This is a genomic window from Salmonirosea aquatica (assembly GCF_009296315.1).
Taxonomy (GTDB): Bacteria; Bacteroidota; Bacteroidia; order Cytophagales; family Spirosomataceae; genus Salmonirosea; species Salmonirosea aquatica.
The window spans coordinates 2,942,434-2,966,978 of sequence record NZ_WHLY01000002.1 but is presented as its reverse complement, the minus strand read 5'-3'; the positions used below and the strand labels follow the sequence as shown (position 1 = coordinate 2,966,978).

12 protein-coding genes and 1 pseudogene are annotated in these 24,545 nt (G+C 49.6%); 12 read left to right on the top strand and 1 reads right to left on the bottom strand.

What is annotated here, in order from left to right; translation table 11 throughout:
- Positions 1-80 precede the first annotated feature (80 nt).
- From GBK04_RS13455 to GBK04_RS13430, 6 genes are all read left to right on the top strand, one after another.
- Positions 81-923 carry a LytR/AlgR family response regulator transcription factor gene (locus GBK04_RS13455; protein WP_152760459.1) on the top strand — a complete coding sequence of 281 codons (843 nt, stop codon included), beginning with the start codon at positions 81-83 and terminating at the stop codon, positions 921-923.
- Positions 924-1,041: 118 nt separating this feature from the next.
- Positions 1,042-1,434, top strand: a complete 393-nt coding sequence (locus tag GBK04_RS13450; protein ID WP_373330959.1) for a LytR/AlgR family response regulator transcription factor — start codon at positions 1,042-1,044, stop codon at positions 1,432-1,434.
- Positions 1,431-9,128 (top strand): YCF48-related protein, encoded by a 7,698-nt coding sequence (locus GBK04_RS13445; RefSeq protein ID WP_373330958.1) that lies wholly within the window; start codon positions 1,431-1,433, stop codon positions 9,126-9,128. The genes GBK04_RS13450 and GBK04_RS13445 overlap by 4 nt, the downstream gene beginning before the upstream one ends.
- A gap of 80 nt (positions 9,129-9,208) precedes the next feature.
- Positions 9,209-12,223: a WD40/YVTN/BNR-like repeat-containing protein gene (locus GBK04_RS13440; RefSeq protein ID WP_152760453.1), complete on the top strand. Its 3,015-nt coding sequence runs from the start codon at positions 9,209-9,211 to the stop codon at positions 12,221-12,223.
- 113 nt (positions 12,224-12,336) lie between these two features.
- Positions 12,337-16,722: a YCF48-related protein gene (locus tag GBK04_RS13435; RefSeq protein WP_152760451.1), complete on the top strand. Its 4,386-nt coding sequence runs from the start codon at positions 12,337-12,339 to the stop codon at positions 16,720-16,722.
- Positions 16,689-17,018, top strand: a complete 330-nt coding sequence (locus GBK04_RS13430; RefSeq protein WP_152760449.1) for a hypothetical protein — start codon at positions 16,689-16,691, stop codon at positions 17,016-17,018. Before GBK04_RS13435 ends, GBK04_RS13430 begins: the two co-directional genes overlap by 34 nt.
- A 6-nt stretch (positions 17,019-17,024) precedes the next feature.
- Here GBK04_RS13430 and GBK04_RS13425 read toward each other — a convergent pair whose 3' ends face one another.
- The gene (locus GBK04_RS13425) at positions 17,025-18,722 is read right to left on the bottom strand and encodes an AsmA family protein (RefSeq protein ID WP_152760447.1); all 1,698 of its coding nucleotides are present in this window, start codon (positions 18,720-18,722) and stop codon (positions 17,025-17,027) included.
- A 340-nt stretch (positions 18,723-19,062) separates the two neighbouring features.
- On the opposite strand from GBK04_RS13425, the gene GBK04_RS13420 reads away from it, so the two are divergent.
- The 6 genes and pseudogenes from GBK04_RS13420 to GBK04_RS13395 all read left to right on the top strand — a co-directional run bounded on the left by GBK04_RS13420 (position 19,063) and on the right by GBK04_RS13395 (position 24,541).
- Positions 19,063-19,632, top strand: coding sequence for an RNA polymerase sigma factor (locus GBK04_RS13420; protein WP_152760445.1), 570 nt, complete (start codon positions 19,063-19,065; stop codon positions 19,630-19,632).
- Positions 19,604-20,185 carry a hypothetical protein gene (locus GBK04_RS13415; RefSeq protein WP_152760443.1) on the top strand — a complete coding sequence of 194 codons (582 nt, stop codon included), beginning with the start codon at positions 19,604-19,606 and terminating at the stop codon, positions 20,183-20,185. The genes GBK04_RS13420 and GBK04_RS13415 overlap by 29 nt, the downstream gene beginning before the upstream one ends.
- Positions 20,182-21,171: an outer membrane beta-barrel protein gene (locus GBK04_RS13410; RefSeq protein ID WP_152760441.1), complete on the top strand. Its 990-nt coding sequence runs from the start codon at positions 20,182-20,184 to the stop codon at positions 21,169-21,171. The genes GBK04_RS13415 and GBK04_RS13410 overlap by 4 nt, the downstream gene beginning before the upstream one ends.
- A gap of 82 nt (positions 21,172-21,253) precedes the next feature.
- Positions 21,254-22,500 (top strand): annotated as a pseudogene (locus GBK04_RS13405) (serpin family protein).
- Between the two features lie 83 nt (positions 22,501-22,583).
- Complete coding sequence (locus tag GBK04_RS13400; protein WP_152760439.1) at positions 22,584-23,018, top strand: hypothetical protein; 435 nt, start codon at positions 22,584-22,586, stop codon at positions 23,016-23,018.
- Positions 23,019-23,227: 209 nt separating this feature from the next.
- Positions 23,228-24,541 carry an LVIVD repeat-containing protein gene (locus GBK04_RS13395; protein WP_152760437.1) on the top strand — a complete coding sequence of 438 codons (1,314 nt, stop codon included), beginning with the start codon at positions 23,228-23,230 and terminating at the stop codon, positions 24,539-24,541.
- Positions 24,542-24,545: the final 4 nt, after the last annotated feature.

Here is a 24,545-nt window from a genome sequence, read left to right as displayed (position 1 = left end):
AGAAAGTACGTATTTGCCACATTTCTTATTTCATCCCTACACGTCATTCTATAACTTGTACTCTCCCTCTAGACATCCTCATGTTAAAAACCTACATCGTTGAAGATAACGCCCTGGAACTGGCCAACGTGCTGGATTTTCTGGCCCTGAAATGCCCGCAGGTCAAGGTTGTGGGTACCTCAGGAGAGATGGAATCAGCTTACGTGGGCATTATCGAGACGCGGCCCGATCTGCTTATTTCCGACATTCAGATCATCGGCGGGCTGTGCTACGATTTACTCAAACGCTTGAAAAAAGTGGATCGACTCAACGAGCTGCGCATTATCTTCATGACTCGCTTCCGGGATTTCGACAATGCCAAACACGGCTACGAATATTCGCCGCTCGCTTTTCTGGAAAAACCCTTCACCGCCGGGGAATTGCATGAAGCCGTCGATAAGGTAGGGCAACCCAGGGAAATCCCCCAGGCCCGGCAACAAATGGAGCTTTTTCTGGAATTTCTCAGTAACCAGGCTCATCCCGGACAACGCCTTACCGTAACGTTACTAAAAGGCGCACTGCAGTTGGTGGATCTAAACGACATCGTCTATCTGGAAGCTAACGGAAGCATGACCGATCTCTACCTGAAAGACATCCAATCTCCGCTCGTATCGAGCCGTAACCTAGGGCATTATGCCGCTCTGCTCCATTCCAACGGCCAGTTTTTTTCCATCAGCAAAAGCATCCTCATTAACCTCACCCACCTCGACCGCTACGACCACAGCGAGAAGCGAATCGTATTCCGACATTCGGCGCGACATGTGTATGCATCCCGTAGTGGCGGCCAGGAATTGCGGCAGTACCTTCTGCAGAATCCCCAGCCCAAGGCCCAGCTCCCCGACCCGGTAATATCCTTTTTTAGGAAGCTTTTTGGATTAAAATAGGAGCAGTTTGTATCATAAAAAGACAGTTCATACGAAAAATGAACCGATAGCGAGCTTGCTTTCTTGATAAAGAATGGTAAAGGGTAGTTTTAGGGATCACCACCATTCCCCTCACTCTATGCAGGCACGCTCTACTCTCCCCAAACCAGTTGTCCCCCTCACCATCGTCCGCCCGCTGCTGCCCGCCGGATTGTTGCTCCCCTTTCCGCATGGCAAGTGCTTCGTTCCCGCCGACCACATCCTGGCCCTCAGCGGCGAGCGCAACTATACCCGCTTTCACTTCCGCGATGGAGGTACCCTGCTCTACTCCCGCACGCTGGGCGAGATGCTCACCCGCCTACCCGCGCATTCCTTTGAACGCATCCACCGCAGCCACGCCGTCAACCGACAGTATATCCACACCATTTCTGAAAACGGCGTCGAGTTGGTGGATGGGAGTGTTTGGGGGGTGAGTAGGAGGAAAGGGAGGAAGAAGGAACTCGTGGGGGGAAAGAAAATCAGATTTTCTTGATTGCCCAAAAAAATATTTACCAAAATATTACACTAATTCTTATGTATAAGTACGCTATACTTTTTTGCCTAGTTGGTTTTTCGGCCTTTGCTCAAGCTCCTACGATTGTTTGGGATAAAACCTTTGGAGGAGATAGTAACGAATTTGCCAGCTCAATAGTAACCACAAGTGATGGGTATTTTATACTTTCAGGTACTTCCATATCAAACAAATCAGGAGAAAAATCAGAGGATAGAAGAGCTATTAATTATGGATATGATTATTGGATTATAAAAATTGACCAAGATGGAAAAAAAATATGGGATAAAACTATTGGTGGGCCAGGAGGTGCTCCAAAAAATAGCAGTTTACAAATGGTCGCAACAAATGATGGAGGAGTCATATTTGCTGGTGATTCTGATTTAAATTCATTATTTGATAAATCAGATAACTCAAAAGGTGAAGATGATTATTGGATATTTAAACTTGACAAATATGGCAATAAGATCTGGGACAAAACATTTGGAGGAAATAGTATAGAATGGGCTTTCTCAATTGTAGCTACCACTGATGGTAATTTTGTAGTAGGTGGACGATCTAGTTCGGATAAATCAGGAGATAAAACTCAACCACTAATTGGCCCTATTGATTATTGGCTCGTAAAGATAGATCCCAATGGCAATAAAATCTGGGATAAAACTATTGGAGGTTCGGGAGTTGAATATTTCACAAGTATGGTTTCAACTAGTAATGGAGATCTAGTGATATCTGGAACTTCTAATTCAGACAAATCAGGAGATAAGACAGACGATAGTAAGGGTTCACTCGACTATTGGATTGTAAAATTGGATATAGATGGAAATAAAATTTGGGATAAGACGATTGGAGGTAGTGATGGTGAAACCAATCCAATAGTAAAAGTTGATCCTACTGGGGGTTTTATAGTAGCTGGAAATTCCTATTCTAATAAGTCAGGTGACAAAACTGAAAATAACAGAGGTGCCAGTAGTTATTGGATTGTTAAATTAGACGATAGCGGAAAAATAATTTGGGACAAAACGCTCGGTAGTTATAATCACGGTGGAGCGCAAATTTTTATATCCTCACTAATTTCTACTCTCGACGGGGGTTTTGCAATTACTGGGTCACATAATTCAGGCGTATTTAGGGACGATTCCAATTCCGGATCCTGGATAATAAAAATGAGCAATAGTGGACAGGTTGAATGGGAGAAATCTCTTAACGGAGGTTATAATATGTCCATGATTCAAACCAATAATGGGAACTTTGCGACCAACGGCACTAGTGGTACTGACTACCGAGTAATTATATTAAAAAATGAAGTACCCACACAGACTATCACTCTTTCAACTACCCTCCGTTTCGGCGGCGGCCTAAGTACCCTCAACGTAGATACAGGCTATAACCTCACGGCTTCGCTCAAAAACACTAGCAGCACCACTTGGCAGGGCGATATTTATTTGAAAGCAAATAATGGCACACCTACGCTGCTGCAAGCCAATCAAGGCATTGGTGCCGGGAGTACGCTCGATCTCAACGGCAACTTCCAGCCCCAAGCGGTGCAAATCGGGGCAAATGTCCCTATCGAGTTGCTTACCAAGCAGGGCAGCGGGGATTTTGTGCGGGTGGCTACGGTCAACGGCACGGTCAATCCGGTGCTGGTGAATATTGAGGCGGCAAGTACCGTCCCCGTAGTGCGGGTGCCATTCATTCGGCTTAACACATCGGAGGTTAGCCCCGGCGGCACGGTACAGGTTATGGGCGGGAATTTTGAGCCAGGTACCTCGGTGACGCTGGGCAGTACCCCCCAAATCGAAGGCGCAACATACCCGAGCCAAATGGTCGCATCGGATGGCAGCATCAATATCAATTTTACGGTTCCAGTTACCTACCAAGACCGCTACCTCACCCTCGTGGCCAGGGATACCAAGCAGAATAATCCAGGTGCCTCGATATCCGTGGTACAACCGAAAGAGGTGGCTACGCTAAGCATTGTAAGCCCCGACAAAGAAAATGCCACCATCGAAATTATCCCAGGGGGCGAAGTAGCCATCCAGATCGCCGACAAATTATTGAAAGGTGCTGCCTATGCCCAAAGTGGGGCCTCCCGGAAGTACCGCTACGAAATAGGCTATCGGTTCACGGGAGGGGCTGACCCTAATGCGTTTACGCTGTTATACCAAATGTCCGAAAATTCCGGCTTACTCAACTCCGAGCTTAGGGAAACCATCCGGGTGCCGATGCCCACAGCTCACTTCGGCACCGGTACACAAGGGAATGGCTGGCCTCTACAGTTCATTGTTCGGGATATGTATGACAACCAACGGATAGCCGAAAGCCCGAAGGTATATGTCAAAGTTGTGCCGAGTATTAGTAAAGTGTCCCTTAAATGGGACAGGAGTTTTACGCCCATGCCCGCTACCGACCCGATAGGCATAGCCGCCGATGGCGTGGCCCGGATATATTTGGTAGTAGAGAAAACAAACTCTTCAATCGGCAGTCCGATACAATCAGTCAACCTTACTTTATTGAATTCTGAAAGCGGCAACGACCCCGCCAATTTCAACAATGGAGCATGGCTGGGCCGGGTCAAGTATGCCACTCAGCAGAATAACAACCAATACAGCGAAGAAGCCAACGACCTCTCAACGATTTCGGCTCAAAAGCTAACCCCCAATTCAGATGGTAAGTACTGGTTCTGGTACGTCGCCCCAGACGATTTCATGCGCGACGGATTGCCAGCGGCTGCAGACTATTCCAATGAAAGTGAGAGGTATGTCGATGTTAAGGTTACGATTACTTACGCTGATGGGTCTGTCGAGCAATTGATCAAATCTATTCAAATTGTGCGACCGCCTTTGATGCTGGTGCATGGGTTGAATAGTGATTCAGGTGCTTGGGACAAATTCAAACTGATAAGTGGTACTGACTATAAGCTTTTCAAAGGCAATATTTATAAAGTCAATATTCAGTCTAATGGCCCATTTGATGTAAATGCTTTAGGCATATTAGATGGCACAATTATCGGAAGAGAAAATTCTATTGGTGGGGTTCTTGAAAAAACCAGAGCAGGTGGTTATGTAGCCTCACAAGTAGATTATGTTTGCCATAGCATGGGTGGATCAGTACTAAGAACCGCAATAGATAAATTTAGTTCTAAGTATTACGGCAGTAATTATTTTTACAAAACATATCAAAAAGGTTCAGTAAACAAGGTTATCACTATAAATACCCCTCATGGAGGATCGCCTTGGGCAGACTTAGTTGATGGCATTGTTCCCCTGCTCCCTTATACTTTCAATAAACCTTTATCATATGCATATTTGGCGGCATTAGAATATCAAGATAAGTACAGTGCATATCATTTCATAAGTAACTTTATTAAGCCAGATGCAAAAAGCATTTCCAAAAAATGCAATATATTTATTGATCCAATTTGCTATTACTCATTTGAACCAAGTTCAGCTATAAAAAACTTGCAAGTGATTGGAGGAAATGGGGGTATTGATTTTAAGGAATTTAATTTACCTACTCATATAATTACGAGTGATTTTTTGCCTGGTCAAACACCAATACCGGACTTTGAAAATACAATTATAGATATTGAAAATTTAAACTCACAGGTTCAATTTCTATATAAGATATTTAGTTATTTTAATGAAGGCTCTGAAACTTCATTGCCCCCGCCACTTGATGATGTTCTTTACAAGTTTAAAGAACTGCATCCAAGAATTGGAGTAGTAGAGAAATATTTAACTGCACCTGAAAAGGCACTTTATGTCTTAAAGCTTACAGAAGCATTTATGCTAGTTGCTACTAGGTACAGCAATTGGTGGGATGGAGACATAGTGGTCCCCCTAGTCAGCCAACAAGCTAAATTAAGCCCGAATTCACCGCAAATTTCACACTTTTCAGATAACAATCTGCTCAAAGCAATGCTGAACTACAATCACATTTCAGTTACTGATCAACTCCCTATATCTAATAAAGTGAAAGAACTCTTAAATAAAAGGGTTAACTCTGAATTTTTCGGCTCACTACCAAGTAATACCAGGCCACAAGCAGGAGGTCGCCAAGCTGCTCCTGAAACTGTGAGCAAGTCGCTAATGAATAATTCAACCTCTAAAAAGGTATACAGAGAGGAATTTAATAGAAACAAAATCAATATTACTAAGCCATTCTCGAATGAAATGCTTAATGCGGGAATGCAATTTTCCATAGAGGTTAATTTATCAGATTCTACTAATTTGAAATCTGTGATTGTAAATTTTCAAATACAAGAAATTGGTGACACACTTCAAAAGAAGAAACATTTATTTTCAATTTCGTCAGAAAAGGGTATTTCGCATCAAGAATTAATTCTAGCAAAAGCATCCTACGTCAAAGGAGACACAACTATCTGCTATTTTGATACATTAATAGTGAACATCAAAAATGATGAGAGGTTATTAACATTTAGTGTATCCCCAGAAGTGAAATCTATTGCAAATGAAGTAAATTTTAGGCCAAATTATCAATTACAATATCCAACGTTCATAACGCAGATTCTAGATCCAGTAAAACTCAACGTTTCCATCTCCAACCCCGCCTGCCTAACCTACAACGCCCAAACGGGCCAATTTAAAGGCATTCAAAAAGGTGAGGCCGTAGTCATCTTCACCTACGATGGTACGTTCAAGGACACCATGTATGTAGCCGTGGGCGGCGGCGGGGAGCCGTATCCGCAGCAAATCCAAACGGCAAATGTTCCTGTCATAGGTAATGGCACGGTCTGCACAGGGGCTACCATTTTGGTGCCTTTCACTACTTCGGGCGGTGCTTTCGATGAGGGCAACCAATTCATCGTGCAGCTATCGGATGCCACGGGCGAGAACTTCACCAGCCTGGAAACTACGGGTACCAGCAGCCCTCTATCGGCAAAAATTCCGAATGGCCTGGCTGATGCCGATACCTATAAAGTGCGGGTCGTGTCGCTGTCGCCGCCTGTGTTGGGTAGTGTGGCGGCGCAAACCTTAAAAATCAGAAGTTGCGCAACGCAGGGTACCTTCACCGTCACCGGGCCTAATGTACTCTGCCAAGGTGAAAGTGTAGCGCTCACTGCCGATGGCTGCGCGGGGACGGTGAGCTGGTCTGATGGCAGTACTACAACATCAATAACCGTTAGTCCTACGGCTACTACTACTTACTTCGCCACCTGCACGGTGGGGAGTGAAAAGACCGTGGCCAGTATTTCGCCCATTGTCGCACCCACCATTACCATCTCATCCAACGAGGGTACCTGCTTCGACGGCAACGTGATTCTCACCGCCAGCGGTTTACCCAGCGGTGGCAGTCTGCTCTGGAAGCGGGATGGTACTCTAATTCCAAGTGCCACCACCGCGACTTACCAGGCTACCCAACCCGGCACCTATACCGCTGAGCCGCAAGCCGAAGCTTGGACCTGGCAAAACCCACTACCCGACGGGGAGGATTTTAACGACATTCATTTCGTGAGCGACCTGGTCGGCATCGCCGTGGGTAACAAAGGCAAGATTGTGCGTACCACGGATGGTGGAGACACCTGGAACGTAGTATCCTTTGCCGGGAAAGATGACTTAAAATCTGTCTATTTTACCAGCAGCACGGTAGGCTGGGTTGCCGGGTCCTTTTCCTCCACAATATGGAAAACCACCGATGCCGGGCTAACATGGAGTGACGTCAACTTAGGGGGACTTTATCCAGTCAATGATCTATTTTTTACTGACCCTAACAACGGATGGCTTTTGTCCGCGAATGGTGCCGTAGTTCGCACAAACGACGGAGGCCTTACCTGGACACCCTACACCACAGGTACTGGAACGGGCCAGAGGGTGCACTTTACCAGTTATTTGGTAGGCTGGATGGTCGGATACAATGGTGGGTTAGCCAAAACGACCGATGGCGGTGTAAACTGGACTCAGATTAGTTCAGGAATCGGCACGAACAGTTCGTGGAGCGATGTTTTTTTTGTGAATCCGTCAATAGGCTGGATAGCAGGGTACGGCGGTGCCTTGTATAAAACCGTTGATGGAGGGAACACCTGGAATAATATGATAGGGGCATTTTCTACCAATACCTATTTCAAGGCTATCTTTTTCAGCGATGTAAGCCATGGAACGCTACTCACATCGCAGGGTATTTTCGTGACCTCCGATGGCGGTGTCAACTGGTCTTCTACGGTGTCACCTCCTACCTATACCGCCGCAATTTATATGTGGGACGCCACCAAAGCCTGGATCACGGGCCGAGCAGGACGGATTTTAAAAGGTAGCCAAGGTCCAACTTCATATGAGTGGAAAACGACCCTGGGACAGGGTACAGTTGCCGGAGAAGGTGACTATGGTAAAAGCACACTGGACTTTGCCGATAAAAACATCGGCTGGGCGGGAACCACTTCAAATTTCTTGACGAAGACGGTAAATGGAGGAAAAGTTTGGACAAAAACTACGCTATTTGGTGTAGTTGCACTGGATTTTTTAGATCAAAATATTGGCTATGCCGTAGCCGCCGGAACGAATACGCCCAAAGCCATCTATAAAAGTACCGATGGGGGTACCTCCTGGATAAAACAATACGATCTGGGGTCCAGCTATTTTGAAAGTAAGATTCACTTCATAGACAGTAATACAGGCTGGGTATCAAATCAACAGAGCCTATACAGGACGACGGATGGAGGAATTTCATGGAATAGCAGCAATCTTCCTGATCTCATCAATTCTCTCTTCTTCACGAATGCTTCTACGGGATACGCAGGTACTGGGTTTAGCGGTCAGTTGGCCAAAACGACCGATGGTGGTGTAACGTGGTCCATTGTAGGCTCATTAGATAGCGGCCCTCTATATAATATCTATTTCATTAATAATAGTACAGGGTGGGTAAGTGGAAATACCGCAAAAAAAACAACAGATGGGGGCGCTACCTGGAATGACTTTATAGTAGACGGATCTCCTCTGGGTCGTTCAGACCTTAGTTTCTCCGACCCTCTTCATGGAGTAATGCTGGTATCCAATTATGGAGCCGAAGGACACTATTATTTTAAAACTCAGGATGGAGGTTCGACATGGACTCGTGCTTCGATCCCAACCCGAATTTATCCCGATCGTATTAAAACTACTGGCCCGGATAACGCTTGGGTAATGAACAACTACGGTGCTATCATGTACTACTCTGCTTCTGCCAGCTCATGCTCTTCGAACGCCATTACGCTAAGTAGCGCTCCAGCTGCACCTACCGTTTCTTCCGCAAACATCAACAGCGGCCAAACCGCCCCCTTAACTGCCACTAACTGTGGCGGTACGGTCAACTGGTACAGCGTTGCCTCGGCAGGAAATATTGTAGGGACAGGAACGAGCTTTACCACCCCCGTGCTTACCACAACGACTACCTACTACGCCAGTTGCACGGTGAATAACTGCGAAAGCACCTCGCGCGGCAGTGGTACAGTGACGGTAAACGGTACTACAAGCGGTGAAATTTTCAGCATCAAAACAGGCAGTTGGCATGATCCCAGCACTTGGGATTGTAATTGTGTTCCTAACAATACACATATCGTTGAGATCAAGGCCAACCATACCGTGACTGTCAGCGCAGCGGATGCTAACCTAAAAGATTTGAAATCAAGCAATGGAAACTTGAATTTCCAGAATCAGCGAAAGCTATGCTTCGGGTGCAATTAAGCCGGGCACTTCCATTACATAAAAACCAAAATCCCGCTATCTTCGCGGAATTTTGGTTTTTGTAGCCTTTCGTTTTACGCATGAAGCACCTTCTATCCATCCTCCTAACTTTTTTCACAACCTACCTTTCCGTAAACGCCCAATCTTTCACCATCGAAGGTCCGGAAACCATCTGCAAGGGTACGCCAGCTACCCTTACAGTAACGGGCTGCGCGGGGGCGCTCCAATGGTCTACGGGTGAGACTACAGTTTCCATCACTATAAGGCCCACCGCTTCTACGTTGTACTCAGCTACCTGCACAGAGGCCGGAAGCAACCCCACACAAGTGACTCATTCGGTCGGCGTTTTTCCCACCCCTACGCTGACGGCCAGCACACCAAACCTCTGCTCCAACGAGAACGTGGTATTGAGCACCAACACTACCGAGTATACGCATAATACGGTGCTTTGGAAGCGCGACGGCCAGCCCATCGTTTCGGGCGGAGGAGCGTACGTGGCGAACGAGGCCGGAAGGTATACCGTCGAGGATAACATCACGCCCGGTATATGGGTACCTTACCCAGCAGTACCAACAGGTACATTGTACCGGACATTTTCCTTTATTGATGAGAATAATGGCTGGGCCATTGCGGGCAGGCAAAAGATAGTCAGGACCGATGACGGCGGCCAAAACTGGACAGAATACACCACTGCGCTGAACCTGGCTACCGGCGATAGCCTGGTCGATATGACGTTTGCCGACGCATCTATGGGCTGGGCCTGCGCGGGAGGGAAAATAATCAAAACCAGCGATGGTGGGGCAACCTGGAGTATTCAATATGCTGATAATGGATTGCGCATCTATGATCTTTTCTTTTTGGATAATCAGCAAGGCTGGGCGGTTGGTGGGTTCGACGCCGAAGGGTACGGCTATTTCGACCGAAGTGCAATCCTTAAAACAACCGATGGAGGGACCACCTGGCAACGTACCAATTTCCAACGGAATCATGTAGTTTTCAGTAAAACGCAGTTCGTTTCAGCTACCGTCGGCTGGGCAATCAGCAACAGCTTCAATGGCGGTATCTATAAAACCACCGACGGCGGCATTAGCTGGATTTCCCAAACCCCTTGGTTCTCCCAATCCGGAACCTCTGTATCATTGACAGATTTGTACTTCCAGGACACCAATAACGGTTGGGTGATTGGAACACAATACCTGGCCAAAATCAGTAATGGAATGATGGCCTGGTCAACCATGAATTATTCCATGTTCGAGTACGTCGGGGCTCCCTTTGCAGTCCATGCAGCGAATGACATCGTGTGGGTACTTGAATCAAATATTGCTTACTATTCAGTTGATGGTGGCATGTCCTGGAACCGCAGCTACCACGGATACCCTAACGGAAGCTACATTACCGCTGCGTTTCTGTCTTCGGGCAAAATCCTCATGGCGAGCAAAATAGGTACCTTAACAAAGTATCTGCCCAAGACGCAATCATGCTTTTCGTCAGTCACCATCCTACCCACGCTGTCCATCCCGAAGATTACACCCTCAATAACAGCAGCTCTGTGCGAAGGCGAGAGCATCACGCTTACAGCCAGCGGATGTAGTAGTACGCTGAGTTGGTCTACTGGAGCCACGGAAGCGGCGATCTCTGTAACGCCCACCGCGACAACTAGCTACACGGCCTATTGCGAAGGTGGCAATGGCTGCCACAGTACGGCCTACCAGGGCGTTGCGGTAATACCCAGAGTGAAACTCGATACCGCTTCCGCCGCTCCCTGCTACCGCCCGGAGTTGACTGCTACTCAGGTCTGGGCCAACATGGATGTGCGGTGGAAGAAAAATGGGCAATTGCTTGATTATCGCGATATTGGTCCTTACGTTTCCCGCAGTGAGGGTACCTATACCGCTGAGGCAGAAGTCGCAGGCGCCTGGCAACCGCAAGCGCCAACCCGAAGCAGCACTTACCAGGAGCCAAAATACCCCAATAACTACCTGCAGGAGGTCCAGTTTGTCAATGACAGCACGGGCTTTATTGTAGGGGCTGGTAATCAGTTCTTGCGCACAACGGACGGGGGCAAAAACTGGATCGCATCCAAAATCCCTGCCTCTGGTGATCGGTACTACAGCTATCGTATGTCCTTCATCGACGCCATGCAAGGCTGGATAATTGGGTCATACAATGATATGGAATGGTATGGAGAAGTGCTGTATACTTCCGATGGTGGAATAAATTGGGGTAAATCTAACTTAGGTGCGCCTGGAAGCGGTATTTTTTTTGAAGATGTCTTTTTTGTGAAAACGCTTGTTGGTTATCCTGCTGGATGGGCAGTGAGCTACGAGGGCCAAATAGTAAACTCCATTGATGGAGGCTATTCTTGGTCACCACAAACGAGCAACACCTCTGCGCGCCTGAAAACCCTTTTCTTCTTGGATCACCATACGGGCTGGGTGGGCGGCGCCAACGGTACCCTACTCACCACTGTCGACGGTGGCGGTACTTGGGTACACCGGACTATTGCCAACGTTCCCAATTTTCAGTCGCTCCAATTCCTTGATGCTTCTAAAGGCTGGGCTGTTTCAGAGAATACCAGCAACGGCTTATACCATACTCGCGATGGAGGCACCACCTGGAATCAGGTACCTGTGGATACCAGCCATGAAATCTACCTCAAGAAAGTACAATTCCTGAACGACAGCGTGGGATTCGTGCAGAGCGACAGGTTCATCCATGCTACCACCGACGGTGGGGCCACCTGGAAGAAATCGTACCACCATCTCAACGCGGAAGGCATGTCCTTCACCGACGCCACCCACGGTTGGGTAATTGGTAATAGCATCATGACCTATGTGCCTGCACCGTCAGCCTGTATGTCCGATCCGGTGACGATACTACCCCAATCCATTGTGCCGCTGACCACGCTGGCCTCCGGGAGTTGGGACATGCCCGATGTGTGGAGTTGCGGCCAGGTTCCCACCGCACTGGATGCCGTGCGCATCAACGCCGGGCATACCATCACGCTGCCTGTGGACTACGCGGGCAAGGCGAAAAGCATGGAACTGGGCGGAAATCTGGTGCAGCAGGGCAGCTTGCAGGTAGGGCAGCAATGATTTGCAAAACAGTCTGAAAAAAGCTCACCTATTCTTATCTCAAATGCTCAACAGAGGATTTGAATCAACCAATTATTCCTTATTTTTATAGGAAAAAACATAAATCCCTCACCATGAAAAATTTTATATCCACACTTTGTATTTTATTATTGACGTTCGGCATTCAGAACGCCCAGGCACAGTTCACCATCAGCGGTCCGGAAACGATCTGCACCGGCACTCCGGCCACCCTCTCCGCCGCCAATTGTGGGGGTACTCTGAAATGGTCCACGGGCGAAACAACGGCCAGCATTACGGTCAGCCCTGCCGTCACCACTACCTACTACGTTACCTGTACCGTCGGCAGCAGTACCGCCACCGCCAGCCTGTCGCCTATTGTGGTACCGGGGCTTCAGCTGAGCTCCGACGTAGGTACCTGCCTCAGCGACCGGGCCACGCTCAGCGTACCCGGTGTACCCATCGGCAGCAACCTACGCTGGGAAAAAGACGGCGTACCCATTCCGGGTGCAGGCAGTAACACCTACACCGCCACGCAGCCGGGTACCTACACCGTCAAGTCCGACATTCCGACAGCCGCCTGGACGTGGCAGAACCCGCTGCCCGACGGGGAGAATTTCAACGACATTTACTTTGCCACCGACCTGCTGGGCATGGCCGTAGGTGACTACGGCAAGATAATGCGCACAACCGACGGCGGTCAGACGTGGAGTCGGGTAGTATATGCCGATAAATTTGATCTCACTTCCGTTCATTTTACTGGCCCACTGACGGGCTGGATTACGGGGCGTGAAAACGTAGTGCTCAAAACATGGGATGGCGGGCTGACATGGAGCCGGATTTATCTCAATAGCAACTACCAGAATTTGAGCAAGGTCTATTTCGTCGATGCCGATCACGGTTGGATCCTTGACCGCAGCATCGGTGCTATTCTGAAAACTACCAACGGAGGATATACCTGGGATGTCACCAGTACATTTAGTAATACTTATATACAGGATTTCTACTTCGCCGATGTCTCAAACGGTTGGCTGACAATCGGTAATGAAGTCAAAAAAACCACCGATGGTGGCAGCAGTTGGAATACGGTTCTAACCGCCAGCGAGTATGGGCAATTCTACAAGGTATTCTTTACGAATGCGTCGGTAGGCTGGGCGGTGGGCCGGCGGGGCCTTCACAAAACGACCGATGGTGGCAGTACCTGGACCGACCATAGCGGTGCCGTACCTTTCGGAATTGAGTTTACGGATGTCCATTTTGCCGATGAAAATAATGGCATCGTCGTTTCCGGACAGGGAATTTACCGTACGACCGACGGAGGAAACTCCTGGAACCTAACCGATTCCCCCTCCATCAACGCCCAGGCCGTATTTATGCGCTCAGCCCAAAAAGCCTGGGTGGCCGGTTGGCAAGGCAGACTGCTTACGGGCAATGAAGGTACCTCTCCCTATCACTGGACCATTTCCCTGGGTCAGGGACTCGGTACGGGTTTCGGAGTTTATCGGGCCGGGTTGGATTTTGTCAACAAAGATGCGGGTTGGGCCATCAATTCTGAAGAATTTCTGATGAAAACGACCGACGGGGGCAAGGTATGGATTAACACCACCCTTAAAGATGTGTATGATGTTGATTTTGTGGACGCCAATATCGGCTATGCCACGGCGAAGGGCCAGGCTCCTTTTCCGGCCTCTATCTACAAAAGTACCGATGGCGGGAGAACCTGGACTACTGTGTACAATTTTCCGGCTGACTATTCTCCACAGGTACAGTTTGTGAACAGTTCGGTGGGCTGGGCCATTAATTTCTCTCAGGACATCTACCGAACAACCGATGGTGGTGCTTCCTGGACCATCTCTCCCGTAGGTTTCAACGTGACGCATATGTTCTTTACCGATGCGAACAATGGCTGGGTAGCAGGGTACAACGGCAAGCTGTCCAAAACCACCGATGGCGGCCTGAACTGGACCAGCGTGAATGCCGGAATAAATATGATTGGGCACATTTATTTCAAAAACAGCCTCGAAGGCTGGATTACGGGTACCCCTACCCGAAAGACAACGGACGGCGGGGTTACCTGGACCGATCATTATGTCAATGGAAACCGGTTGAATTTCACCGACCTGGATTTTGCCGATGCCAATACGGGCTTGGCGCTCGCTTACAACCCCAATAACAATGGCGGCCTGACCTCCTACCGGACTTACGACGGCGGGGCTACCTGGCTACAAGTGACCATTCCCAGCCGTACTCAATTTGGCAAAATTAAACTTGCCGATGCTTCCAATGGCTGGATCGTCAGTGGTCAGGGTACGATCATGCACTATGCGGCGCACACTCCCACTTGTTCGGCAAGTATCGTTTTGCAGCAGTCGACTCCTGCTCCCTTAGTAACGGCTTCCACGCACAACGCGCTTTGCGAAGGCGAGAGCATCACGCTCACGGCTGGCGGATGCCCCGGCGGAGGTACTTTGAGCTGGTCCGATGGCAGCACGGGTTCTACGATCACGGTAACGCCTTATTCTTCCACCACCTACACGGCATTCTGCGATATTGGGAACGGATGCAAGGGCGCCACCTACACGGGCGTAGCGGTGATCCCGAAAATCAGGTTGGATACGGCTTCTACGGCTCCGTGCAATCGGCCGGTTTTAACGGCTACCAATTTCTGGCAGGGGATAGACCTTCGCTGGCGGAAAGATGGCACAGTTGTTCCTGATCAATTTGGCCAACGGCTCTCGGCTGCTACCCCCGGCAGCTATACTGCCGAACCGGGTGTAGCCGGAGCCTGGTCTTCGCAGATAGGTCGATTCACAAATGATTATTTAAATGACATCACTTTTGCCAACCCGACGATTGGTTATACTGTAGGGTTTTCAGGAGTGATTCTGAAAACTTCCGACGGAGGTACAAGCTGGAAGACACTGCCCAGCGGTGTCACTACCGATTTTTCCAGGGTTGTGACGGCTTCGCCGCAGGTAGTATGGGCTTTTGGAACGTACGGAGGGTTGGTCAAAACAAATGATGGCGGAAATACGTGGATAGAGCAGGATCTGGGCAATATAAGCAATTTTATCGATCTGTCTTTTGCCAATGAGAACGTGGGCTGGGCACTAAGCAGTGCTGGTGCCATATACTATACCCCCAACGGAGGCAAGAACTGGATATTTCAAACTGGTGATGCCTCCCAATCCTATCGGGCAATTCACGCCGTCGACGCCAGCACTGCATTTGCCGTGACATACAGCAAAATTTCCAAAACAAGAGATGGCGGCACCAGCTGGATTACGGTAGATTCTCCTGATAACAGGCCCCTAAGCGATGTTTACTTTACCGATGCTAACCACGGATGGGCCGTCGGCAGCAACTCGGTTATCATTCATACTGCCGATGGTGGCATCACTTGGTTAGTTCAAAACCCTGCCCCTAGTCCTCTGGGTTATTGGTACTTCGCGCAAGTCCAGTTTGTAGATAACATGAACGGATGGATTAAGGATTTCAATAACTATATCCTGGCAACAAGCGACGGTGGCCAGACCTGGAAAGTCATGCCTGGTCTTAACAATTACAGCCCTTCGCTGGCTCAGCGTTTTTTCATGAAAACTCATACTGAGGGATTTATCGTTGGCTACCAAAGCCTACTGGCCCAGACTATGGATGGGGCGGTTACATTCCAGAAAGTAGGAAATGCGTTGCAGAACAAAATATTGAACAGAATACAGTTCGTCAACAACGATACAGGTTTTGCGGTGGGGGCGGATGGCCATTTATTAAAAACAGAAACCGGAGGAAAGAATTGGCAGATAAGCACCATTCCGCATACCGGGTCTTGGTCAGTGACCGATGCCTTTTTCGCTGATGCCGCGCACGGCTGGATAATTGATATTTCGGGAATTATGTACCGGACTTCTGACGGAGGCTCGACCTGGACGCAATCTCAGCTCACAAACTCTTCTTCCTATTTAGTGGGACTGTATTTTATCAATTCGACAACAGGCTGGGTAGTAGGCTCTAATGGCAAAATACTCAAAACGACCGATGGAGGAATCAACTGGACATTACAAACGAGTAATACGACGAAATACCTGACTAATGTATTCTTTCTCAATACCAATCAAGGATGGGCGATGGGTAATCAAGGAGCATTTCTTGTCACCACCGATGGCGGCACCACCTGGACTCCCAGAGATATCGGCTATTCTAACTCCAACCTTCCACTTCGGTCCATTTTATTCACTAGCCCATCTAACGGTTGGCTGATTGTTTCTCCCCACAACTTGTTACATACCACTGATGGTGGGCTTTCCTGGCAGGAAGTATACCCGGACAGAGAGTTCAGATATTCAGTAACATACAAAGTACAGTTTGTTAATGAGAGCACGGGATTTCTGCTAAGAGATCGGTTCGTTTACGTTACCAAAGATGGGGGGGTACCTGGCAAAAAACCTATCAGTACAACAATCACCTCGATATGTCTTTCACAGACGCCACCCACGGCTGGGTGATCGGTGAACTTGGCAGTATTTTAGCTTACCACCCGGCCGCCGAACCCTGTTTTTCAGCTCCGATAGTGGTGGAGTCGCAGAGCATCGCTCAGCTCAGCACCCTCACCTCTGGCAACTGGAATTCGCCTGCGGTCTGGTCGTGCGGTACCATACCCACTACTCTCGACGACGTGCGGATCAACTCAGAGCATACTATCACGCTTCCTGCGGGCTATTCGGCTGCTTCGAAAAGCATCGAGTTGATGGGAAAAATACAGCAGGATGCCAATACCCACCTACGGCTGGGACAGGAGTAGGATACCCTACTTCTTCTGTTTTCCCCGCCCGATAACGATATGCTTAATGGAAACGAACATCGTGTGCCAGATCAGGTTGAAAAACGATTCATCACGGGCTCGCTCTACGGTGGCTTCTCCCACGCGGGCGGGTCGGTTTTCGCGCGGGTTATTCTCATTCAGTACGATATTATTGACGACCTGCGACAGGAACGAGCGTCGCTTCATCTTGCCCGTATCGTCATCTACTTTGAGTACGGCCACTTTGAGATCATCGTACAGCATGTGCATGACGATGGATGACCGAACGTTGCTAGCGTTGATTTTGAAGTTCAGCTTGGATACCCGCCCTGACGTCACCGACGCGCGGGCAAGCGCTTCCGAAATAAGGTTTACCCGCTTCATATCGAAGCCGTTCATGGTACCTCCACAGGCGAAATCACCCACCCGGGAGGCCAGATTGAACACGAAGTAGGCGTTTAACTGTCCCGTGTTCATGAACCGGGTACGGACCTGGACGCGGCAGGTGGGGTTGCGCTTGATCCAGGCCGAATCGTTGGTCAGGTTGGTAATGGTACCATGCGTACCGTCAAAAAACAAGGTACCCCGGCGTCCTGTATTGGGATTCAGCTCACCGTACAGTACCCGGGTGCTTTTGAGGTACACCGTTTCGAAACCGACCTTGAGTTTGGATTTCAGCAGTAGCTGGTGCGGATAGTAGTAAGTCTCTTTGTTTGGATCGGGTGGATACCGCTTGTCTTTATCGATATCCATGAGCCCCGCATTGATATACAGTTTTTTGGCAAATAGCTGACGATTTACCAGGAAGCGCTTCATATCCACCTGGGTAGCCTTAATGTTTTTGAATTCCAGATCGAGCCGGTCCGTAGCATACCCTGTTACCCGGCTGAACCGATTTTTGGACAACAGTGGCTCGTATAACACGTTTTTGACCTGTAGGGTACTGTCGCGCGTAGAAAGGCTCAGTTCCTGCATTCGGAACACATACTGGGCATTGCCCGATGGTAATTCCAAGCCCTCGGCCTTCAGTACCATGTTCTGAGCAAAGAAAATCCGGCTCGAATCCTTTCCCGAATCCTCGTCCAGCAAGAAATCCGTTACGTCCAGATACAGTTTTTTCAACTGGCTCTTTTGGGGCCTCTGGGTTGAATCCTGCCGGTTCTCGTAGGTAAAGTCCACATTGTCCAGATTAATCTTGTCTATCCGAACGGATTTTAACACTTTGCTGATCAGCTCGTAGGGCGACTTGCTGGGTTTATTGTCATTGTAAGCCTGTGGATTGTGGACAATATAAGCCACAGGTTGGTCGATCAGAATGGTGTTGATCGACAGTGATTTGTGTAGCAGGAGCTTGATAAGCGCCACACCGGACAGCCGCACCCGGTTTGCCTGCAGGGCAAACTGATTGTTAGGTGCTTTTTGGCGAGCCAGCAGACTCTGATACACCGTTGAATCAGGCGTGAGTTTCACACCCCGCACCTCGGCATTGCCAAGGGGGAGGTTGATGCTAATGTCGTCGTAGGTAATCCGATACAAGCTGTCTGACGCATCCACCACGGATCTTTTCAGAGCGGCGTCAAGCTCACTTTTGAAGTAGGTGGGAAGCCAGAGTGAAATCAGAAAACCTATAAAAAATAACCCGCCCACCAGGCCCACCAGCCATAGGATCCATTTCAAATAAGGCGACTTTCGGACTGCTTGCATGGTGGAATAGGAAAGCTATAACGTGAACGGGTATACGCTAAAAATCCGTGCCATCAATCCCAGACTACCTCCTTTACCTAACAGCCCTCGGGTACCGCAACCCCACAGCACCTGCGCTTCCGGTGGCTAAGCTACTGATTGATAGTTTGACGGAGCGATTCCTTGCACTACTTTTGCCCGATGGTAGGGATTGTGATTTTTTTTCATACCCTTCCAACCTTTTCATCATGAAGAGAATCATGGTAGTGTCGGCAAACAGACAACGCGGAAAAACGGCGGACCACGGTGGATCGGCATCATCCCTAAATCCAGAAATACTACGAAGCACCCCTACCTTCGGATGATTGAAAATGAACAAGAACTGGTAAACGGCTGCCGAAGGCGCGACCGACTGGCCCAAAAGCGTTTGTACGATACGTTTGGGGGAAAGATGTTCGCCTTGTGTCTCCGCTATGTCAAAAACCGGGCTGATGCGGAAGACGTATTGCAGGAAGCCTTTATAAAGATTTATGAGAACATAGATGCCTTCCGGGGCGATGCCCCGTTGCAGTACTGGATCAAGTCCATTGTGGTGAATACCGCGCTGAAACACATCCGCAAGCAGAAATACATGGTAGAACTCGACGAAGTTCATACCTATGACAACCAGGTGGCCGGCCCGGAGTTTACACTGGCGGGCTTTCAGATGCAGCAACTTATGGAGATGATCCACGAACTGCCGCCCGGCTGCCAGACGGTCTTTAACCTGTATGCCATTGAAGGCTACCAGCATAATGAGATCGCCGAGCTAATGGGCATCTCGGAAGGTACCTCCAAATCACAATATTCACGGGCTCGCGGCCTGTTACAACAGAAATTGAATAAAGAACAACGGTTCGACAATGAATCCATCAGAAAACCCCAAATTTGAGCAGGAGTGGCAGCGGATGTTCGAGTCCGCCAGCGAAACACCCCCGCTTTCGGCCTGGGAGGCCATAGAAAAGCATCTTGATGAAAAAGAGGCCGTCGTGATCCCACTGGTGTGGTGGAAAAACCCGAAGGTACTTTACGCCGCGGCCGCGGTAGTGGCATTGCTTCTGGTGAGCTGGCCCGTTTTACGGAATAGCCCCGACTCCGGAGCCTTGGAAAATCGCGGCGAGGTAGCTACCCGTTCGGCCCCAGCAACCGATTCGGCTCCTGCAGGTATTGGCAACGACAAGTACCTTCCATCCGAACAACGGGCCGATGCGTCAGAACCCGAAGGCGGCCTCCCCAAAGGTACCCCATCTTCGGACCGTGTGGCCACTTCGGAAAGGAAACGAAACGAGCTGGCAGAAACAACGGTGGCTTTGGAAGCGGAGCGCTCTGCGTCTGAATCCAACCGTTTAGGAATCGTCAAACCCATTACCCCTGCTCTAACTCCAGACCCCTTGTCTGGGGAGAGTACCCCGCGACCATTGCCCCGGAAGAGAATACTTTCGTGACCTCGCCTACCCTCATTGCCCTGACCAAAAGCAGCCGGAAAAATGCCTCGCAGGAGGTAGACCAAATCATTACTGGTAGCTCCACTGCCCCGCTGCGGACTCCAGCCCTCACGCGTTCCATTGCCTTGCTGACACCCGTTGGGCCTTCCGAAGTGGATGTGTACATGCAAAAACGTTATATGCATTACCGCTATGATGTAGTCGAACCTACGCTCCCGAAACGTTCGCGTGCTCGGGAATTGTGGGCAGGTCTGGGCATTATGCCTGCTTCGTTCAATCCGCAGGTGAACGTTACGTCATCTCCTATGGCTTTTACGAATGCCAACGCAAGCCGGCAGGCGCTGGCCAGTACCAGCAAAGCCCGGCTCTCGTACGCGATGCAGGTACAGGGTGGCAAAAAATTGTCGAAACGCTGGTCGGTCGAAACGGGCCTGAGCTACCTACAGGGTAATTCAACCTTTGAGAGCGACGGCTACGTCCTCAACGCCTTCACCAGCCGCAGTGCCAATGTACTGGAGGATGCGCTGCTTTCCAGCAGTAATTACGCAAATAGCGCCGTCCAACAGCCTGGTTTCGCACCCAACTTTGACAAGAGTTCTGCCTCTTACATTGATCTCGACCAGCGTACCAGCAACGATTACCGCTATGTGCAGGTACCCGTGCAAGCGGGCTATACGCTCAATCCCGACGGGAAAATGAATTATACCGTGCTGGCTGGGGTTGTGGGTAATTTGTTTTTGCAGAACGAGATTCAGTCGGCACAGGGGTATAGTTTTAAAAATACCGCCGACGATGGTCTGTACCGCTCGCTCAACTGGTCGGCGGCCACCGGGCTGCGGGTCAACTACCGGATGTCGGATCACTGGAACGCCAGCCTAACGGGCTCCTACCAAAAAGCCATCGCCTCTATTCTGCGCGACAGCCCTACCCTCGACTCGCGTCCCCGGTTGTATGGCATGGCATGGGGCGTCCAGTACATTTTTTAAAAAATTTCAATCCCTTTCCAACGTTTTTAATACATACGGTATCTCTTAGACAGAGATTCGCCATTTGATCCCCAAAAGTCGAATGGCAAAAGCGAACACCAAAAATAATTTATTAGCCATGAAACAAGTTATTGCCCTGGCCGGAGCGGCACTTTTCAGCCTTTTCCTATGGCAATGTAGCAGCGACGGTATCAATCCCCCGCAGGGAAAGCCCGTGGAGGTTTCGCCGCAAATCGCCGCCCGCACCACCGATTTTGCCTTTGATTTTTTCAAGAAGGTACAATCTAGCCAGCCTGCCACTGAAAATGTCTTTGCGTCGCCCCTGAGCCTGCACATGGCCTTAGGCATGTTACTGAACGGCGCCGAAGGCGAAACCGCCCAGCAAATCGCCAAAGCGCTGAAAACAGAAGGCGTCGCCCAGGCCGACCTTAACCAGGCGTATCAGGCCCTGATCGAAGGCCTGCCTAAGGCCGATCCCAACGTACAACTGGGGCTGGCCAATTCAATCTGGTCCCGTAATACTTTTAAGGTCGAGGATAATTTCCTGAATGTGTTGCGGCAGTCTTTTCAGGCCGAGGTAGGGGGCTGGATTTTAACGATCCCGGCGCCAAAGACAAAATAAACGCCTGGGCCAGTGACCAGACTAACGGGAAAATCAAAAAAGTGATTGATGAGATCAAGCCCAGCGACGTACTCTTCCTGATGAACGCGCTCTATTTCAAAGGCGACTGGAAGTACCAATTCGATCCTAAGAAAACCAGCGACGCACCTTTCCGCCTCGCCGATGACGGTGAGAAAACGGTGAAAATGATGCGTGTGAAGGAGAACTTCAAGGTAGCGCAGCAAAACGACTTCGCGGCTGTACAGCTCCCCTATGCCAACGGCCAGTTCAATCTGACTTTGCTGATTCCCAGTGAGCAGTCGAGTGTGGAAAAAGTAATCAACGGCCTGGACGCCACGGCCTGGACTAATCTACAGGGTACCCTGAAGGAGCAAAAGGTTGACGTGGGACTACCCCGCTTCACGCTTGATTATGAGATTAAGCTCAATGATATTCTGAAGGCGATGGGCATGTCCCAGGCTTTCACCGATGCCGCCCAGCTCGGCAAGATCAACCCCAACGCATCCCTATTCGTCAGTTTTGTAAAGCAGAATACCTATCTGGGTATCGATGAAAAGGGCACCGAAGCTGCTGCTGTTACCTCCATTGGGGTAGACGTAACTTCGGCCGGCCCTGATCCCTACGTCTGCGACCGCCCCTTTGTACTGCTAATCAGTGAAAACACCTCCAAAACGATCCTGTTTATGGGCAGGATTATGAATCCTTAAATTAAAATTTGAGTGGGTAGGTAAGAATTTTTTACTAAGCACTCCACACATTTTTCTATTCAATTCCAATTAACTTTTTAGTCATGAAAAATCTGCAAAAGTACTTCGTCCTCACCATGGCGGCAGCCGCCCTGATGCTTACCAGCTGCGAAAAACACGACAGCGTGAATGCCATAGATACCCAGCTCACCGGTACCTGGAAACTCGACGCTATCATCTATGGCCTCTCGCAGATACGGGTGGAAGGCGACAGCCTTCCCTACACCGAAACCCTGACCTACCAAGCTGGCGGGGACTACACCATTAGCCGCGACGGCAAGCTGGTGGAGGCGGGTGAAGCCTATACCGGAAAAAACACATCGGGCTTGGCAGCTGACAAGGCCATATTTTACAAAAAAGACAATACCTATCAAACCTATGAAATTACCGAAAACCGATTGTCCATGTACCAGCGGGCGGATCAGGGTTCGGTGATAGCCGACGGATCAACCTATGAGTACGTCAGGGTAGGTCAATAGATACAACGGCAGGTCCAACGGCCTGCTTACAATTACAAGCGTCAGTGATTGCTCTGACGTTTCGGGGTGCGTTATCGTCCGAGAGCCTTGCTTTCGGACGATTTTTTTTTGTTTTCTTCCAACCCTTTGGTCACAGGTTGGATCATTACCCTACTTACAAACTACCTATACCTACCTGATTGTCTAGCAATGCCTAAACTTTTACACCCATGAAAACAGTCTTACGTACTTTCATCATTGCCCTGCTCGCTCTGACCGTATGGTCCTGCAACGACAACTGCACCGAAACCCGTGTCCGGCAACAATTCACGCCCGTTACGCTCTCCCTGCTCGAAATTCGCAACGACCTGAAAACCGAAGCACCGCGTGCTTTGGAACATCCGGGCAAAATTTACGTCAAGGATAAGTACCTTTTTATCAATGAAGTGAAGGAAGGAATCCACATCATCGACAACAGCGACCCGACTAGTCCGCGCGCGGTGGCCTTCGTCAATATTCCCGGCAACGGCGACGTGGCCGTACGCGGTAACATCCTCTATGCCGATAGCTACTCGGATCTGGTGGCCCTGGATATTTCCGATCCTAAGAATCCAAAAGAAGTAGGCCGGATTGGAGAAGTATTCCTGAGCGGCCAGTTCGAGGGTGGGTCATGGAACTATAATCCGTCCATTCGGGCCATTAACGCCCAGGACGTCACCTACATCACTGAAACCATCCAAACCAATTGCGAAGACAACCCAACTGTTCCCGGTGGCTGGTGGGGCGGCTGGGGCTGGCAGACGCTGGCCTTCGCCGATGCTGCCTTCAACCGTAGTGGCGGAAGCACGGCCTCGGCACCCGGTGGTGGTGGCAACGGACAAGCAGGCTCGATGGCTCGCTTCGCCCTGTACGATCAGTACCTTTACACCGTAGGACAAAATGAGCTGCACCTTTTCGACATATCCACCCCATCCAAGCCTGCCGACTTCTCCACCATCAATCTGGGTTGGGGCATCGAAACTATTTTTCCGTATAAAGACAAACTGTTCATCGGTTCCAGCACGGGCATGTTCATCTACGACAACAGCAACCCTGCCAAGCCTCAGCAGTTGTCCACATTCCAGCACGGCCGTGCCTGCGATCCGGTCGTCGTGCATGATAACGTGGCCTATGTGACCCTGCGTACGGGCACTGCCTGCGGCGGCGGGCAGAATCAGCTCGACTTGGTGGATATCAGTGACCTGACACGCCCGCAACTGATCAAGAGCTACCAGATGGAAAATCCGCACGGGCTGGGCATCGACTTCCCTACCCTCTACCTTTGCGAGGGCAAGTACGGCCTGAAAGTATTCAATGCCCAGGATCCATTCAGCGTGGACGGTCATTTGATCACGCACTTCAAGGATATGGATGCCTACGATGTGATTCCTTTGGGAAAAACACTGCTCATGATCGGTAAAGACGGCTTGTACCAGTTCGACGCCAGTGATCCGAAACAATTACGGCAGCTGAGCAAGATTCCCGTGGGTCAGCCCTTAATCTAATAGC